We start from the raw sequence: 15,448 nt of genomic DNA, 5'->3' as shown, positions 1-15,448 counted from the left end.
CCCGCCCACGTGGTGACGGCGGCAGCGCCTCGGGGTCGCCCGCATCGGCCGGGTGGCAGGATGAGCAGCATGCGCATCGCGAATCACGTGGTCGACCTCGTGGGCGGCACCCCGCTCGTGAAGTTGTCCAGCGTCGTCCCGGCAGGATCTGCCCTGGTGGCGGCCAAGATCGAGTACCTCAACCCCGGCGGCAGCTCCAAGGACCGCATCGCCGTCAAGATGGTGGACGAGGCCGAGGCCTCCGGTGCCCTCAAGCCCGGCGGGGTCATCGTCGAGCCGACGTCCGGCAACACCGGCGTCGGGCTCGCGCTGGTGGCCCAGCAGCGCGGGTACACCTGCATCTTCGTCTGCCCCGACAAGGTCAGCGAGGACAAGCGCAACACCCTGCGCGCCTACGGAGCCGAGGTCGTCGTGTGCCCCACGGCCGTGCCGCCCGAGCACCCCGACAGCTACTACAACGTCTCCGACCGCCTGGTGCGCGAGACCCCGAACGCCTGGAAGCCCGACCAGTACTCGAACCCGGCCGGGCCCGCCTCGCACTACGAGACGACCGGTCCGGAGATCTGGGCCGACACCGACGGCACGGTCACCCACTTCGTCGCAGGCGTCGGGACCGGCGGCACGATCACCGGCGCCGGGCGGTACCTCAAGGAGGTCTCCGGCGGCCGAGTCAAGGTCGTCGGCGCCGACCCCGAGGGATCGGTGTACTCCGGCGGCACGGGCCGCCCGTACCTCGTGGAGGGCGTGGGCGAGGACTTCTGGCCGAGCGCCTACGACCCCGAGATCGCCGACGAGATCATCGCCGTCTCCGACGCCGACGCCTTCGACATGACGCGGCGCCTCGCCCGCGAGGAGGGCCTGCTCGTCGGCGGCTCCTGCGGCATGGCCGTCGTCGCCGCCCTCCAGGTCGCCGAGCGCGAGGGTCCCGACGCCGTCGTCGTCGTGCTGCTGCCCGACGGGGGCCGCGGGTACCTGTCCAAGATCTTCAACGACGACTGGATGTCGTCGTACGGGTTCCTGCGCGAGCCGCTCGACGGCCGGACCGACCGCCCCAGCGTCGGCGACGTGCTGCGCCGCAAGAGCGGCGACCTGCCGGCACTCGTGCACACGCACCCGTCCGAGACCATCCGCGACGCCATCGAGATCCTGCGCGAGTACGGGGTCTCCCAGATGCCCGTCGTCGGCGCGGAGCCGCCCGTCGTCATCGGTGAGGTCGCGGGCAGCGTCAGCGAGCGCACGCTCATCAGCGCCGTCTTCGAGGGCCGCGCCGCCCTCACCGACCCGGTCTCCAAGCACATGGAGGCGCCGCTCCCCCTGCTGGGCGCCAACGAGGACCTCGACGCGGCCCTCGAGGCGCTCGGCGAGAGCGACGCCGTCATGGTCATCGAGGACGGCAAGCCGCTGGGCGTCCTCACCCGTCACGACCTCCTGGGGGTTCACGTATGAGCGACGAGAAGAGCCAGCACGAGCTCGACCCGCGCGGCTTCGCGACCCGTGCGATCCACGCCGGCCACGAGCCCGACCCGGCCACGGGTGCGGTCAACGTCCCGATCTACGCCTCCAGCACCTTCGCCCAGGACGGCGTCGGCGGCATGCGCGGCGGCTACGAGTACGCCCGCACCGGCAACCCCACGCGCGCGGCCCTCGAGGCCAACCTCGCGTCGCTGGAGGACGGCCGGCACGGCCGGGCGTTCTCGTCCGGCATGGCTGCCACCGACGCCGCCCTGCGGACCCTGCTTCGTCCCGGCGACCACCTCGTGATCCCCGACGACGCCTACGGCGGGACCTTCCGGCTCATCGACAAGGTGTTCACGCAGTGGGGCATCTCCTACACCCCGGTGGCCGTCAACGACGTCGACGCGGTGCGCGCCGCGATCACGTCCGCCACCAAGGTCGTGTGGGTCGAGACGCCCACCAACCCGCTGCTCAACATCGCCGACATCGAGCGCGTGGCCGAGGTCGCCCACGACGCAGGCGCACGCTTCGTGGTCGACAACACGTTCGCCTCGCCCTACCTGCAGCAGCCGTTGAGGCTCGGTGCCGACGTGGTGCTGCACTCGACCACCAAGTACCTGGGCGGCCACTCCGACGTCGTGGGTGGCGCGCTCGTGACCGACGACGCCGAGCTCGACGCCGGGTTCGGCTTCCTGCAGAACGGTGCAGGCGGGGTCCCCGGGCCGTTCGACGCCTACCTCACGTTGCGTGGCGCCAAGACGCTCGCGGTCCGCATGGAGCAGCACTGCACCAACGCCGAGGCGGTCGTCGACCTGCTCGTCGGCCATCCCGCCGTGGCCTCGGTCCTGTACCCGGGTCTGCCGGACCACCCGGGCCACGAGGCAGCCGCGCGCCAGATGCGCCGGTTCGGCGGCATGGTGTCGCTGCGCCTGGCCGGAGGACGTCAGGCCGCGCTCGACCTGTGCGCCCGCACGAGCATCTTCACCCTGGCCGAGAGCCTCGGCGGCATCGAGTCCCTCATCGAGCACCCCGGCGCGATGACCCACGCCTCCACGGCCGGTTCCGTGCTCGAGGTCCCCGACGACCTGGTGCGTCTCAGCGTGGGCATCGAGGACACCGCAGACCTGCTGGCCGACCTCGAGCAGGCACTCGCCTGATCGCGCCGTGACGTCGGGTCAGCCGACGTCGCGGCCCCGCTCGGCGTCGGAGGGCGTGACCATGTCGACCTCGAGCTCCTCGCGCTCGAGGTCGGCGAAGAGGTCCTGCTCGTCGACCGCCGCCGGCGGTGCGGGCACGGCCGGCTCCGGCTCGGGCGCCGCCGCGACAGGCCCGACCTGCGGCGCCGTGTCGGCGGCGAGCTCGGGGGCGTTCAGCTTCCGCACGTGCGTGTCCTCGATGGTGGCGATGCTGCCGAGCTGGGCGGCCTCGTCGACGGCGTCGAGCTTGCGGGCGGTGGAGATGACCTGGCGATCGAGCGAGCCGACGAGCTTGTTGTAGTCGTCGACGGAGCGCTCGATCGTGCGGCCGAGCTTGGACACGTGGCCCGAGAGCGTGCCGAGGCGCTTGTAGAGCTCGCGGCCGAGCGCGACGAGCTCGAGCGCGTTCTCGGCCATCTGCTCCTGCTTCCAGGTGAGCGCGACGGTCTTGAGCACGGCCCAGAGGTTGACCGGGGTCGCCAGCGCGATGCCCTGGCTGTAGGCGTGCTCCATGAGACCGGGATCGGCGTCGAGCGCGTCGTTGAGGATCGCCTCGTTGGGGATGAACGCGATCGTGAACTCGGGGCTCTCCTCCAGCCCGGTCCAGTACTGCTTGGAGGCGAGGGTGTCGACGTGCGACTTGACGGCCCGGGCGTGCTGGAGGCGGACCTGCTTGCGCCGGTCGTCGTCGAGCTCGTCGCGGTAGGCCTCGATGAACGCGCGGTACGGCACCTTGGCGTCGATCGCCAGGCGCTTGCCCCCGGGCAGGTTGATGACCATGTCGGGGCGGCGCGCACCGCTGTCGGCCGTGATCGACTCCTGCACCGAGTAGTCGATGCGGTTGAGCAGCCCGGCCGACTCCACCAGCGTGCGCAGCTGGGTCTCGCCATAGGTGCCGCGGACGGCGTTGTTGCTCAGGGCGGCGGACAGCGCCTCGGCCGCCTGCTTGGACTGCGCCGCCGTCTCGCGGGTGACCCGGAGCTGCTCGGCCAGCTGGCCGTGCTGCTCGGCGCGCTGCTGCTCCAGCTCGTCGACCTTGGCCTGCATGCCCTTGAGCTGGGCGGCCACGGGAGCCAGCTGCTGCAGCACCTTGCTCTCGGCGGCACCGGAGGCCTCACGCTTCTGCTCCTCGCGCCGGTGACGCTCCACCGCGTCGCGGTACTGCTGCTGCGCGACGCCGACCTGCTCACGCAGCTCCTTGGCCTCCGCTGCGACCGCGGCCAGACGCGCCTCCACCGCGGCACGTGCCGAGGCGAGCGAGCTCTCGAGCTGCGCCTGCTCGACGGCGGCCGCGTGCCGGACCTCGGCCAGCTGCACCTGGGCGTCGTGCCGGAGCTCGCTGATCTCGGCGGTGTGCCGCGCCTCGACCACGGCGGGGTCCTCGTGACCGCAGACCACGTCCTGCCGACGCGCACGATCCACCAGGGCACCGACCACCGCACCGAGCGCGATGCCCACCAGCAGACCGAGCAGAAGTGCCGTCGAGGAAGCCATGGCCCGAGTCTCCCAACCAGGACCGACAGAAGCGTGGAGGCGTGCCGTGGCCCGGCGCGTGGACCCGCCCGACGCGACCCGAACGTCCTCGCGGGGCTCGGACGGGTGGGTCGGCCCCTCTACCCTGGACGCCATGCCCGACTCCCCCGACACCCGCGAGCGCTCGTTCCTGAGCGGACTGTCGTGGTTCCAGGTCCTGGCCGGCGCTCTCGCCGCGATGACGTCGGCCTGGGTCGCCTCGGCGCTGGGCGTGGGCGGCACGATCATCGGCGCGGCGCTCGGCAGCCTCGTCGTGACGATCACGTCGACCTTCTACGCCAGCACGCTCGACCGTGGCCGCACCCTCATCGTCCAGACCGACAGCGGCACGTTCGTCGAGACCGACGTCGAGCCCGGTCACACCGCCGAGGCGCTCGCCGCCGTGAGCGAGGCCACCCACGAGCAGGTCAAGGGCGCCGAGGTGGTCGAGGACCCTCGTCGGTCCATCCGCTGGAGGACGGTCGCTCTCACCACGGCGATCATCCTGGCGGTGTCCGGCCTCGCGATGGGCGCCTACGAGATCGTCACCGACAAGGCCTACGGCTCCGATCCCGACAACGCTCGGATCGGCAACCCGTTCGGCGGTGGGAGCAAGGCCGAGCCCACCGAGGACGCCGAGCCGCGGGAGTCCTCGTCGCCCGACCCGGCCGCCACGCCGACGCCGACCCGCCGCCCCACGGCCACCGCGACGCCCACCCCGACGGCCACCCCCACGCCCACGCCCGCACCGACCGCCACGGCCACCACCGAGCCACCCGTCGACCAGGAATGAACGGACCCGACCCGACGTTGACCAGCGCGATCACGACCCCGTGACCTCTGGGAGGAGGACCCCATGACCATCTACCTGACCCCGAACCTGTCCGACGAGAAGATCGCCGCGATGGACGCCTTCGAGGCCTTCCGCCTGGGTGAGGAGCTGTTCGACTCGCGCTACCCCCGCGACGCCGTACGGGTCCTGCGGCGTGTGGTCGACGAGGTGCCCGACAACGCGTCGGCGTGGGAGCTGCTCGCGCGCTCGCACTTCGCCGCGGCGCAGCTGGCACCCGCGGAGGCCGCCTTCCGTCGGCTCATCGCGCTCGAGCCGACGAGCGGCTGGGCGCACACGGCCCTCGGTCTGACGCTGGACCGGCAGAGCCGCCACCGCGAGGGGGCGGCGATGCATCGCCTCGCCGCGGCCCTGGGCGAGTCGGCGCGCGACGCCACCCGCGTCGAGCTGGTCGACCGGCCGGCCACCTGAGTCGTGGCCGCCCCGAACCCTCCGTCCGGCGGGCACCCGTGAGTCCGTGGGTGCCCGTCGCGGTCGGTGCCGCGGCGGCGCTGCTGCCGTGGGGCTGGGGGCCCGGCCGACACGTCGTCACCCTCGTGCACGAGGCCGGGCACGCCCTCGTCGCGGTGCTGACCGGACGCCGGCTCAACGGCGTGCGTCTGCACCGTGACACCTCAGGGCTCACCACGTCGGTCGGACGTCCGCGCGGGCCGGGCATGGTCGCGACGGCGGCGGCCGGGTACCTGTCCCCCACCGCCCTGGGCCTCGGGATGCTCGCCACGGCCGCGCTCGGCAGCACCGCCTGGGCGCTGTGGATCGCCCTGGCCGTCGTGACCGGCATGCTGGTCTTCATCCGCAACTGGTTCGGCCTGCTCGTCGTGGGCCTCGCCGCCCTGGTCGTGGGCTACCTCGTCTGGCGCACCGACGAGGGGGTCCAGCAGCTCGCCGTCGTGGCCCTCGCCTCCTTCCTGCTCGTGGGCGGGCCGCGCACGACGGTCGAGCTGTGGTCGAGCCGCCGTCGCTCCCGCTCCGCCACGTCGGACGCCGACGTGCTGGCCCGCCTCACGCACCTTCCCGCGGCGCTCTGGAACGCCGTGTTCGTGGTCGTCACCACGGCGGCCCTCCTGCCCGCATGGCACCTGCTGCGCGGCCTCGACGGGCTGGGCTGAGACCACGCCGTCGTCGGGGTGCTTGGATGAGGCGGTGACCGACGGACCCATGACGACCCCATCCTTCTTCGAGGTCGAGGCCCGACTCGACGGGCGGGCCGGACGCACCGGCACCATCACGACCGCCCACGGCGCCATCCGGACACCGGCCTTCGTCCCCGTGGGCACCAAGGCCACGGTCAAGGCGGTCCTGCCGGAGGCGATGGCCGAGCTGGGCGCGCAGGCGCTGCTCGCGAACGCCTACCACCTCTACCTCCAGCCCGGCGACGACGTCGTGGAGGCCGCCGGCGGACTCGGCCGCTTCATGGGCTGGGACGGCCCCACCTTCACCGACTCCGGCGGGTTCCAGGTGATGAGCCTCGGCTCCGGCTATCGCAAGACCCTGTCGATGGACGCGTCCACGGACGCCGCCGACGTGATCGCCACGGACAAGGACCGCCTGGCGCACGTCGACGAGGAGGGCGTCACGTTCCGCAGTCACCTCGACGGATCCACGCACCGCTTCACGCCCGAGGTGTCGATGGGCATCCAGCACCGCCTGGGCGCCGACATCATCTTCGCCTTCGACGAGCTCACGACCCTGCTCGACTCCCGGACCTACCAGGAGGAGGCCCTCGCCCGCACGCAGGCCTGGGCGGCCCGGTGCCTGGCCGAGCACGGCCGACTCGCGGCCGAACGCGCGTCTCGGCCCGGCCCCTCCGGCGGCCCCGGGCCCGGCACCCCCGCCCCGGCCCTGTTCGGCGTCGTCCAGGGCGCCCAGCACGAGGACCTGCGCCGCCGTGCGGCCCGCGACCTCGCCGCCCTGGAGGTCGACGGCACCCGCTTCGACGGCTTCGGCATCGGCGGCGCCATCGAGAAGGAGAACCTCGCGACCATCGTCGGATGGGTCACCGACGAGCTGCCCGAGGACCGGCCCCGACACCTGCTGGGCATCGGCGAGCCGGACGACCTGTTCGCGGCGGTCGAGGCAGGGGCGGACACCTTCGACTGCGTGGGCCCGTCCAGGGTGGCGCGGTCGTCGCGCGTGTACACCGCCGACGGACGCGAGAACCTGCTGGTCGCCGCGTCACGGCGTCGCTTCGAGCCCATCGAGGACGGCTGCGACTGCTACACCTGCGCGCACTACACCCGCGCCTACCTGCATCACCTGTTCAAGGCCAAGGAGTACGTGGCGGCCACGCTCACCACGATCCACAACGAGCGCTACGTCGTGCGGCTGGTCGACCGGATGCGCGGCGCCATCGAGGACGGCACGTTCGACGACCTGCGCGACGAGACGCTCGGCCGCATCGCGGCGTCGCGCTGAACCGACCGGCCGTCAGTACGTCGGCTCGGCCGCCTTCAGCCGCGCGATGACCGTCACGGTGACCGGCATGACGAGCAGCTCGACCGCGCACTTGAACAGCACGCCCACGACGAAGTAGTTCAGGAAGCCGCCGAACCCGGTGATGCCGATGGCCGACGCGGCGATGGCGCAGAACAGGAACGTGTCGACCAGCTCGCCGACGCCGGTCGACGACGCCAGCCGCACGACGAGCGCGCGTTCTGCGGTGCGGGCCTTCATGCGGGTGAGCACCCAGGCGTTCGTGAGCTGCCCGCAGACGTAGCCGACCACGCTGGCCAGGACGATCTGGCCGACCGGGCCCAGCACCGCCTCGTACGCGTCCTGGTTGGCGTAGAACGATGCGCCCGGGATCCGCTGGACGACCGCGAACGTCAGGACGGCCAGGACCGCGCACGCGAAGCCCACCAGCACGGCCCGGCGGGCTGCCCGGAAGCCGTACACCTCGGCCACGACGTCGCCCAGGACGTAGGCGAGGGGGAACAGCACGGCTCCACCGTCCACGAGCAGGGGCCAGACCTGGACCGGGCCGAGGCTGAACGAGCCCGTGCCGATCTCGATGGGCTTGGCGGCCACGATGTTCGAGACCACGATGATCGTGCAGAACAGCGCGAGCACCACGGCGTAGTACGACGAGCCCGACGACGCGAAGCGGACTGTGCCGGGGCCCGCGGACGGAGCGGACGACGGTGAGGCCATGCGCGCCATCCTGGCACGGGGTGGGATGATCGGGGGCATGACCCTGCCCGAGCGCACCGACGTCCTCGTGGTCGGCGCGGGGCCGGCCGGAGCCGCTGCCGCCGCCTGGTCCGCACGGGCCGGCGCCGACGTCGTGCTGGCCGACGCCGCCACCTTCCCGCGCGACAAGACGTGCGGTGACGGACTCACCCCCCGGGCGATCGCCGAGCTCGACCGGCTGGGCCTGGGCACGTGGACGCGCTCCTTCGGCACCAACCGCGGCCTGCGGGCCGCCGGCTTCGGCCAGGAGCTGCTGCTGCCCTGGCCCGGTGGCTCGCTGCCCGACCACGGCTCGGCGGTCCCCCGGACCCAGCTCGACGCGCGGATCCGCGACGTCGCGCTGGCCGACGGCGCCCGCCCCCTCGACCACGCGCGCGCGGTCGACGCCGAGCGCGACAGCTCGGGTCGGGTCACGGGCGTCGTGTTCGCCGTGGGACCGGACAAGCAGCGCCACGTGGTCCGGTGCGACCGGCTCGTCGTGGCCGACGGCGTCCGCTCCCCCCTGGGCAAGGTGCTGGGCCGTGAGTGGCACCGCGACACCGCCTACGGTGTCGCCGGCCGGTCGTACGTGAAGTCCGGCCGCGCCGACGACCCCTGGATCTCCTCGCACCTCGAGCTGCGTGACGAGGACTCCTCACTCCTGCCCGGGTACGGGTGGATCTTCCCGCTCGGCACCGCCGGCGAGGGCGGCGAGGTGAACCTCGGCGTCGGCGCCCTGGCCACGGCCAAGCGACCCGCGGCGCTGCAGATCCGACCGCTCATGCAGTACTACGCCGAGCTGCGACGTGACGAGTGGGAGCTCGGCCCCGAGCTGCGGATGCCGACGTCGGCGCTGCTGCCCATGGGCGGCGCGGTCTCCGGCGTGGCCGGACCCAACTGGATCCTGGTCGGCGACGCCGCCGGGTGCGTCAACCCGCTCAACGGCGAGGGCATCGACTACGGCCTCGAGACCGGCCGGGTGGGGGCGGAGCTGATGACCTCGGGGGCCGACCTCTCGACGGCCTGGCCCGAGCTCCTCGTCGGCCACTACGGCGAGGCGTTCTCCATCGCACGGCGCCTCGCGGGGCTCATCACGGTCCCGCGACTGCTGCCCACGCTCGGCCCGCTGGGCATGCGGTCCCACACGCTCATGACGATCGCTCTGCGGGTCATGGGCAACCTCGTCACCGACGAGGACCGTGACCTCACTGCGCGGGTGTGGCGCTGGGCGGGACGGCGGTCGGTCGCCCTGGACGACCGACCACCGTTCACCGCCTGACCACCGGTCGGCTCAGGCCGCCGGCGGGTCGTTCTTCTTGTTGACCTCGGGAAGCTTCTCGCCGGAGTCCTTGAACGCGAGCGCCGTGAACACGGTGAGCGCGATGGCGGCGATGAAGAGCAGCCAGCCGGACCAGCCGGGACCGACGCTGACGCTGACGCTGCCGAAGCTGCCGCCGCCGTCGGCGGTCAGGGCACGCAGGATCACGAGCAAGGTGCCGAGACCAGCGGCTGCGAGGGCCACGAGTCGCCACGGCACGGTGTCCGGCAGGCTCTGCGCGGCGAAGGCCTTGATCGCCACGACCGCGACCGCGACGAGGATGAGCAGCATGCCGAGGGTCGCCCAGCTGTTCCAGGCGTTCACCCCGCTCGACGTGTCGACGGAGATCGGCAGGTCGTCGCCACCGTCCACGGAAGCCACGACGTACGCCCCGAAGAAGGAGAAGAGGAGCGCGAGCACCCCGGCGACGAGTGCACCTTGATCGTTGCGGGAGAGCGCCTTGAAGTCGGCTGCCATGGGTAGACCTTTCATGCTGAGAATTGGGTAAGGACAACCTAGCCGTCCGCGCGCCTCCCGCGCACCGCCCCGTGCCGGACCGACCGCCGTGCTGGGACTGAGACCCCGGCCAACACCTGCCAAGAAGACCCTGAGAGCGGAATCAGAGGGCGATCCGGTGCGTTGCACTGGTACAGACACGATGGGAGGCGTATTCAGATGACGTCAACGAGGCACGAGAGCGCCGAGGGCAAGGACAGCGTCGGCATGTACCTGGCCGAGATCGCCCGGACGCCGCTGCTGGACGCCGCCCGCGAGGTCGAGCTCAGCCGGAGCATCGAGGCCGGGCTGTACGCCCAGCACCTGCTCGACGAGGGACGCGTCGGCCGCGCCAAGGGCGGTGCGCCCAAGCGCGCTACCCGCGAGGAGCTGGAGTTCATCGCCGCCGAGGGCGAGCGTGCGCAGCAGGAGTTCGTGCAGGCCAACCTGCGTCTGGTCGTCTCCATCGCCCGCAAGTACGGGCGCTCGGCCATGCCGATGCTCGACCTGGTGCAGGAGGGCAACACCGGCCTGATCCGCGCGGTCGAGAAGTTCGACTACGCCAAGGGCTTCAAGTTCTCCACCTACGCCACGTGGTGGGTGCGTCAGGCGATCACCCGAGGCATCGCGCAGCAGGCACGCGTCGTGCGGCTGCCCGTGCACGTGGTCGAGGAGCTGAACCAGGTGACGGCCGCTCGCCGCACGCTGGAGCGGACCCTCGGCTACGACCCGGAGCCGCAGGAGATCGCCGAGGAGCTCGGCATGGACGTCGACCGCGTGATCGACCTGCTGTCCTGGGGTCGCGACCACGTGAGCCTCGACACCCCGGTCGACGACGACGGCGACACCTCGCTGGGTGACCTCATCGCCCGCGACACGTCGCCCGGTCCCGACCTGGCGGTGCTCGACGACGAGACCAAGCACCTGATCAGCACGCTGATCGACCACCTCGGTCCGCGCGAGGCCGACATCGTGCGAGCCCGCTACGGCCTGCTCGACGGCCGTCAGCAGAAGCTCGCCGACATCGGCAAGCGCCACGGCATCTCCGCCGAGCGGGTCCGCCAGCTCGAGCGCCAGGCGCTCGTGACGCTGCGCAAGATCGCCGACCCCGACCTGGCGGCCTGACACGCTCAAGGACCGCCACCCCACGCGAAGCCGCCCTGCCTCCCCCGACAGGGCGGCTTCGTCATGTGCGGACGGTCGCGGAGACGGGCGTGAGCCTCGCACCGTGCCGGACGCGGGTCAGCCGGCGAGGCGTTCCCAGAGGGCGTCGACGGCGTCGAGGAGCTGCTCGCGGGTCCCGCTGTTGTCGAGCACCTCGTCCGCGACGGCGAGGCGTTCCTCCCGCGACGTCTGGGCAGCCAGACGGGCCCGGGCGTCGGCCTCGGTCATCCCGCGCTGCTCGACGAGCCGCTCGACCTGGACGTCGGTCGGGACGTCGACCACGACCACCGTGTCGCACTGCCCGGCCATCCCCATCTCCACGAGGAGGGGGTGGTCGTGCACCACGACCGACTCTGCGGGAGCCTGGGCGATCCGCGCGGCGGCGAGCTCGCGGATGGCGGGGTGGGTGATGGCCTCGAGGTCGCGCCGGGCCTGCTCGTCGGCGAAGACGACCGACCCCAGGGCCGGCCGGTCCAGCGTCCCGTCCGGGGCGATCACGTCGTCACCGAAGCGCGCGCCGATGGCCGCCAGAGCCGCGGAGCCGGGCTCGACGGCCTCACGCGCCAACAGGTCGTAGTCCACCACCACGGCGCCCAGCTCGGACAGCCGCGCGCTGACGGTGCTCTTGCCCGAGCCGATGCCGCCGGTGAGACCGACCTGGAGCGTCATGCGTGCACGAGCCGGGCTCAGCCGGTGGCGGCGTTGCCGTAGGTCGTGACGTGCACGTGGTCGAAGTGGTTGGCCGTGTCGCCACCGCGGCTGCTCATGCCCCGCCAGCTGTTCGACGTGGCCGGACGCCAGATGCGCTGCTCCCAGATGAGGTACTCGATGCCGAGCTCGGCCCGGTTCTCCTGCAGGAACGCGGCGATCTGGTCGCCCAGCGGACCGCGGACCATGATGTCGAGAGCGTGGCCGGTGGCGTGCTCACCTCGGCCGGCGATCGCGCCGTACGACGAGATCTCCGGGAACTTGGCGCACACGGCCCGGAACACCTTGACGGTGTCGGGCTGCATGCCGCTCTCGGAGAGCTTGGGGCACGGCTCGGTGCCGAGCGGGAGGTCGTCGGCGATCTTCTTCGTGCTGACCCAGCGCGGAAGCCCCTTGTAGACGACCTCGCTCCAGCCGTCCTTCTTCTCGCCGGTGACGTCCAGGACGTCGCCCTGGTCGACCTTCTTGAGCACCGGGGAGTCGGAGTCGGCGTCGGCGTGGATCGTCACGCCGTCCTCGAGGGCGACCTTCTGGCCGGTCACGTCGACCGCGACCGTGTCCTCGTCGGGCAGCTCGGGACGCTCGGCGCTGCGGTTGACCTCGGGGGTGTCGGCGAGCGCCTCGGTGATGATGTCGTCGGCCGGGGCGGCGACGCTGGCCGAGGCCGGCGCGACCTCGGCGTCGGAGGACACCACGGCGACCGCGGCACCGAGCACCGCAAGGGCGCCGACGGTGGGCATGGCGACCTTGATGACCTGACGGCGCCAGGGGGACGGCGCCGAGTGCCGGCTGCTGTGTCGAGCGGGGGCGGTGGAGCGGGGAGCGGGGGACGTGGTTCCGCGTCCGGCACGCCGCGGGACGGCGTGCTTGTGGCGCGAAGAAGCCACAGACGATCACCTTCAGACGGAGGGGGGACAAGACCGATCAACCACTGAAGCATACTTTGTGCCTGAGTTCACGCACTCGTGACGATCCACACCCGTCGCCCCGCGGGGGCTGTGACCGACCTCTCACGAAGGGAGAGCGACGTGGAGGTGCTGACGGCCGAGCGGAGCCGGCACGACCAGGCCCGCGTGGCCGGCGCGCTCCGGGCGCGTGGGCTGCGCGAGGGTGACCGCCTGGTGCTGCTCTGCCCTGGCGAGCCGGACTACGCGAGCGTCGTGCTCGGAGCCTGCCGGAGCGGCGTCGTGCCGGTGCCGCTCGACCCGCGACTCACCCCGTGGGAGCGGTCGCGCATCCTCGACGACCTCGATGCCGCGCTGGTCGTGGAGAGCGCCGACGAGCTGCACGCCCTGCTCGACGGCGAACCGACGGAGCTCGACGCCGCCCCGCGCTGTCGGCCCATGCACTTCACGTCGGGCACGACCGGCCGACCCAAGGGCGTGTGGTCGGGCCTGCTCGACGCGGGCGACGCGGCGCAGCTGGTGGCCGAGGAGCGCGAGCTGTGGGGGTTCTGCGCCACCGACGTCGACCTCGTGGTGTCGCCGATCTACCACTCCGCTCCCCTGCGCTTCGCCACCGGGACCCTGCTGGCCGGGGGCGGCATCGCGGTGCTGCCGCGCTTCGAGCCCGCCGCGTTCCTCGACGCCGTCGAGACGGTGCGCCCGACGACGATGTTCTGCGTCCCGGCGCACCTGCAGCGGTTGCGGCAGCACGTCGACCACACTGGCTGCCACCCCGACCTCTCCTCGTTCCGCCTCGTCGCACACGCCGGGGCCCCCTGCCCCGAGCCGGTCCGCCGGTGGGCGCACGACCGCTTCGGCGTCGACGCGGTCTGGGAGTTCTACGGATCGACCGAGGGACAGTGGACCGCCTGCCGTGCGCAGGAGTGGCGCGAGCACCCCGGCACGGTCGGTCGTGCGCGGCCGGGACGGGTCGTGACGGTCGACGACGAGGGCCTGCTCTGGTGCGTCGTCCCGCCGTGGGGACGCTTCACCTACTGGCGCGACGACGACAAGACGGCCGACGCGTGGCGCGAGACGGCCGCGGGGCCGGCGTTCACCGTCGGCGACCTCGGGCGGGTGGAGGACGGCTACGTGCACCTCGACGCCCGACGCAGCGACCTCGTGATCAGCGGTGGCGTGAACGTCTACCCGGCCGAGGTCGAGGCCGCGCTGGAGGACGTCCCCGGCGTGGTCGAGGTGGCCGTGTTCGGACGACCCGACGACCGGTGGGGACAGCGTGTGGTGGCGGCCTACGTCGGCGACGTGGACGAGGACGTCCTGCGCGGGCGCGCGACGGAGCGGCTCGCGCCCCCGAAGCGTCCGAAGGAGTACGAGCGGCTCGACGCGCTCCCCCGCACGGCCACGGGCAAGGTGCGGCGCACGGAGCTGTGACCCTGGGCGCCGCGGTGCTCGGTCAGCCGGCCTCGAGGCACGTGAAGGTCCGGCGGAACTCCTGCGGCGTGGTGCCGAGCGCCTGGGTGAAGTGGTGACGCAGGGTGGCGGCGTTGCCGAACCCCACGCGGCCGGCGATCTGCTCGATCGACAGCGGCGAGCTCTCGAGCAGCTCCTCGGCCAGGGCGATGCGCTGGCTCGTGAGCCACTGCAGCGGCGTCGTGCCCGTCTCGTCGCGGAACCGTCGCGCGAAGGTGCGCGGCGACATGTGCGCCTGGGCCGCGAGGCGGTCGACGGGCAGCGGCTCGTCGATGTGCTCGAGCGCCCAGGCGAGCACGGGCGACAACGTCTCGGCCTCCACCTGGCCGACGGGGGTGCGCACGAACTGCGCCTGTCCCCCGCTGCGGTGCGGCGGCATGACGATGCGTCGTGCCGCCGTCGCGGCCGTGCGGGCCCCGAACACTCGACGCATCAGGTACAGCGAGGCGTCGATGCCGGCAGCGGAGCCGGCGCCGGTCAGCACGCCGTCGTCGAGCACGTAGAGGACCTCGGGGCGGACCACCGCCTCCGGGAACGCCTCCTGGAGCTCGGCGCCGTAGCGCCAGTGCGTCGTGCACTCCCGCCCGTCCAGGAGCCCGGCCTCGCCGAGCAGCCACGCCCCGGTGCAGTGCGCCGAGACGTAGGCTCCGCGCCCGGCCGCGGCACGGACGGCCTCGATGGCCGCCGGGTGGTGGGCCCGGTAGCCGCGCTTGGGGGCGATGCAGACGAGGTCGGCGTCGGCTGCGGCGTCGAGCGACTCCTCGACGAAGAGGTCGTAGCTCGAGCCGCGGACCCGTCCGGGCTCGGGCGTGCACACGGAGAACTCGAACACGGGGTTGTCGTCGTCCGGGTGGTACGGCTCGTTCCACACCTCGCAGATGGAGCCCAGCCCGAACGCCTGCACGCCGTCCTGCACGATGACCGCGACCTTCTTCATGGGACCAGCGTGCCACAGGTGTGGCAGTAAATCGACTGATACTGGCGATGCTGCCACTGGTGGCAGGTTCCCGATGTGGCGAGAATTGCTGCCATGATCATCCTCCTGCTCCTCCTCGCCCTGTCCGCCCTCGTCATCACCCTCGCCGTCCTCGTGTCCTTCGACGGCTACGGCACGCGTCCCCCGCCCCGCAGCCACCACCAGGACGCGTTCGAGCCCGACCAGCACCTGACCGTCCGGTGATGCCGCCACACCCCCGGACACGACGAG

Annotated in this window: 16 protein-coding genes; 10 read left to right on the top strand and 6 right to left on the bottom strand. The window is 72.5% G+C overall.

Annotation, left to right across the window (positions count from 1 at the left end; all coding sequences use genetic code 11):
* Nucleotides 1-69 precede the first annotated feature (69 nt).
* The gene (locus ASF35_RS09695) at nucleotides 70-1,446 is read left to right on the top strand and encodes a cystathionine beta-synthase (protein WP_055965922.1); all 1,377 of its coding nucleotides are present in this window, start codon (nucleotides 70-72) and stop codon (nucleotides 1,444-1,446) included.
* On the top strand, nucleotides 1,443-2,612 hold the full coding sequence (locus ASF35_RS09690; protein WP_055965920.1) for a cystathionine gamma-synthase: 1,170 nt from the start codon (nucleotides 1,443-1,445) through the stop codon (nucleotides 2,610-2,612). The genes ASF35_RS09695 and ASF35_RS09690 overlap by 4 nt, the downstream gene beginning before the upstream one ends.
* A gap of 18 nt (nucleotides 2,613-2,630) precedes the next feature.
* Here the strand turns inward: ASF35_RS09690 and rmuC are convergent, their stop codons facing one another.
* Nucleotides 2,631-4,145: a DNA recombination protein RmuC gene (gene rmuC / locus ASF35_RS09685; RefSeq protein ID WP_055965918.1), complete on the bottom strand. Its 1,515-nt coding sequence runs from the start codon at nucleotides 4,143-4,145 to the stop codon at nucleotides 2,631-2,633.
* 133 nt (nucleotides 4,146-4,278) lie between these two features.
* On the opposite strand from rmuC, the gene ASF35_RS18035 reads away from it, so the two are divergent.
* From ASF35_RS18035 to tgt, 4 genes are all read left to right on the top strand, one after another.
* Complete coding sequence (locus tag ASF35_RS18035; RefSeq protein WP_055965917.1) at nucleotides 4,279-4,956, top strand: hypothetical protein; 678 nt, start codon at nucleotides 4,279-4,281, stop codon at nucleotides 4,954-4,956.
* A gap of 63 nt (nucleotides 4,957-5,019) precedes the next feature.
* Nucleotides 5,020-5,424, top strand: coding sequence for a tetratricopeptide repeat protein (locus ASF35_RS17720; RefSeq protein ID WP_056576449.1), 405 nt, complete (start codon nucleotides 5,020-5,022; stop codon nucleotides 5,422-5,424).
* A 38-nt stretch (nucleotides 5,425-5,462) separates the two neighbouring features.
* Nucleotides 5,463-6,122 carry a M50 family metallopeptidase gene (locus ASF35_RS09675; protein ID WP_235497683.1) on the top strand — a complete coding sequence of 220 codons (660 nt, stop codon included), beginning with the start codon at nucleotides 5,463-5,465 and terminating at the stop codon, nucleotides 6,120-6,122.
* Between the two features lie 49 nt (nucleotides 6,123-6,171).
* Nucleotides 6,172-7,428 carry a tRNA guanosine(34) transglycosylase Tgt gene (gene tgt / locus ASF35_RS09670; protein WP_055966521.1) on the top strand — a complete coding sequence of 419 codons (1,257 nt, stop codon included), beginning with the start codon at nucleotides 6,172-6,174 and terminating at the stop codon, nucleotides 7,426-7,428.
* 12 nt (nucleotides 7,429-7,440) lie between these two features.
* Here the strand turns inward: tgt and ASF35_RS09665 are convergent, their stop codons facing one another.
* Nucleotides 7,441-8,163, bottom strand: a complete 723-nt coding sequence (locus tag ASF35_RS09665; RefSeq protein WP_055965915.1) for a queuosine precursor transporter — start codon at nucleotides 8,161-8,163, stop codon at nucleotides 7,441-7,443.
* Between ASF35_RS09665 and ASF35_RS09660 the strand changes: the two genes are divergently transcribed.
* Nucleotides 8,162-9,460 carry a geranylgeranyl reductase family protein gene (locus tag ASF35_RS09660; RefSeq protein ID WP_304438622.1) on the top strand — a complete coding sequence of 433 codons (1,299 nt, stop codon included), beginning with the start codon at nucleotides 8,162-8,164 and terminating at the stop codon, nucleotides 9,458-9,460. The genes ASF35_RS09665 and ASF35_RS09660 overlap by 2 nt on opposite strands.
* A gap of 12 nt (nucleotides 9,461-9,472) precedes the next feature.
* On the opposite strand, the gene ASF35_RS09655 is transcribed toward ASF35_RS09660, so the two are convergent.
* On the bottom strand, nucleotides 9,473-9,976 hold the full coding sequence (locus ASF35_RS09655) for a hypothetical protein (RefSeq protein WP_055965913.1): 504 nt from the start codon (nucleotides 9,974-9,976) through the stop codon (nucleotides 9,473-9,475).
* Between the two features lie 198 nt (nucleotides 9,977-10,174).
* Between ASF35_RS09655 and ASF35_RS09650 the strand changes: the two genes are divergently transcribed.
* A complete protein-coding gene (locus ASF35_RS09650) occupies nucleotides 10,175-11,119 on the top strand; it encodes an RNA polymerase sigma factor RpoD/SigA (RefSeq protein WP_055965911.1) in 945 nt (314 codons plus the stop codon).
* Between the two features lie 117 nt (nucleotides 11,120-11,236).
* Here ASF35_RS09650 and coaE read toward each other — a convergent pair whose 3' ends face one another.
* Both coaE and ASF35_RS09640 read right to left on the bottom strand, forming a co-directional pair.
* Nucleotides 11,237-11,827: a dephospho-CoA kinase gene (gene coaE / locus ASF35_RS09645; RefSeq protein WP_055965909.1), complete on the bottom strand. Its 591-nt coding sequence runs from the start codon at nucleotides 11,825-11,827 to the stop codon at nucleotides 11,237-11,239.
* Nucleotides 11,828-11,844: 17 nt separating this feature from the next.
* Nucleotides 11,845-12,606, bottom strand: coding sequence for an SH3 domain-containing protein (locus tag ASF35_RS09640; RefSeq protein ID WP_055965908.1), 762 nt, complete (start codon nucleotides 12,604-12,606; stop codon nucleotides 11,845-11,847).
* Between the two features lie 288 nt (nucleotides 12,607-12,894).
* On the opposite strand from ASF35_RS09640, the gene ASF35_RS09635 reads away from it, so the two are divergent.
* The gene (locus ASF35_RS09635) at nucleotides 12,895-14,202 is read left to right on the top strand and encodes a class I adenylate-forming enzyme family protein (RefSeq protein ID WP_082495463.1); all 1,308 of its coding nucleotides are present in this window, start codon (nucleotides 12,895-12,897) and stop codon (nucleotides 14,200-14,202) included.
* A 22-nt stretch (nucleotides 14,203-14,224) separates the two neighbouring features.
* On the opposite strand, the gene ASF35_RS09630 is transcribed toward ASF35_RS09635, so the two are convergent.
* Complete coding sequence (locus ASF35_RS09630) at nucleotides 14,225-15,178, bottom strand: GlxA family transcriptional regulator (RefSeq protein WP_055965906.1); 954 nt, start codon at nucleotides 15,176-15,178, stop codon at nucleotides 14,225-14,227.
* A 93-nt stretch (nucleotides 15,179-15,271) separates the two neighbouring features.
* On the opposite strand from ASF35_RS09630, the gene ASF35_RS18030 reads away from it, so the two are divergent.
* Nucleotides 15,272-15,421, top strand: coding sequence for a hypothetical protein (locus ASF35_RS18030; RefSeq protein WP_156364841.1), 150 nt, complete (start codon nucleotides 15,272-15,274; stop codon nucleotides 15,419-15,421).
* Nucleotides 15,422-15,448 lie beyond the last annotated feature (27 nt).

Origin of the sequence: Aeromicrobium sp. Leaf291, from assembly GCF_001423365.1 — a bacterium.
Lineage (GTDB): Bacteria > Actinomycetota > Actinomycetes > Propionibacteriales > Nocardioidaceae > Aeromicrobium.
The sequence above is the reverse complement of the archived record's forward strand: the minus strand, read 5'-3'. Positions and strand labels throughout refer to the sequence as shown.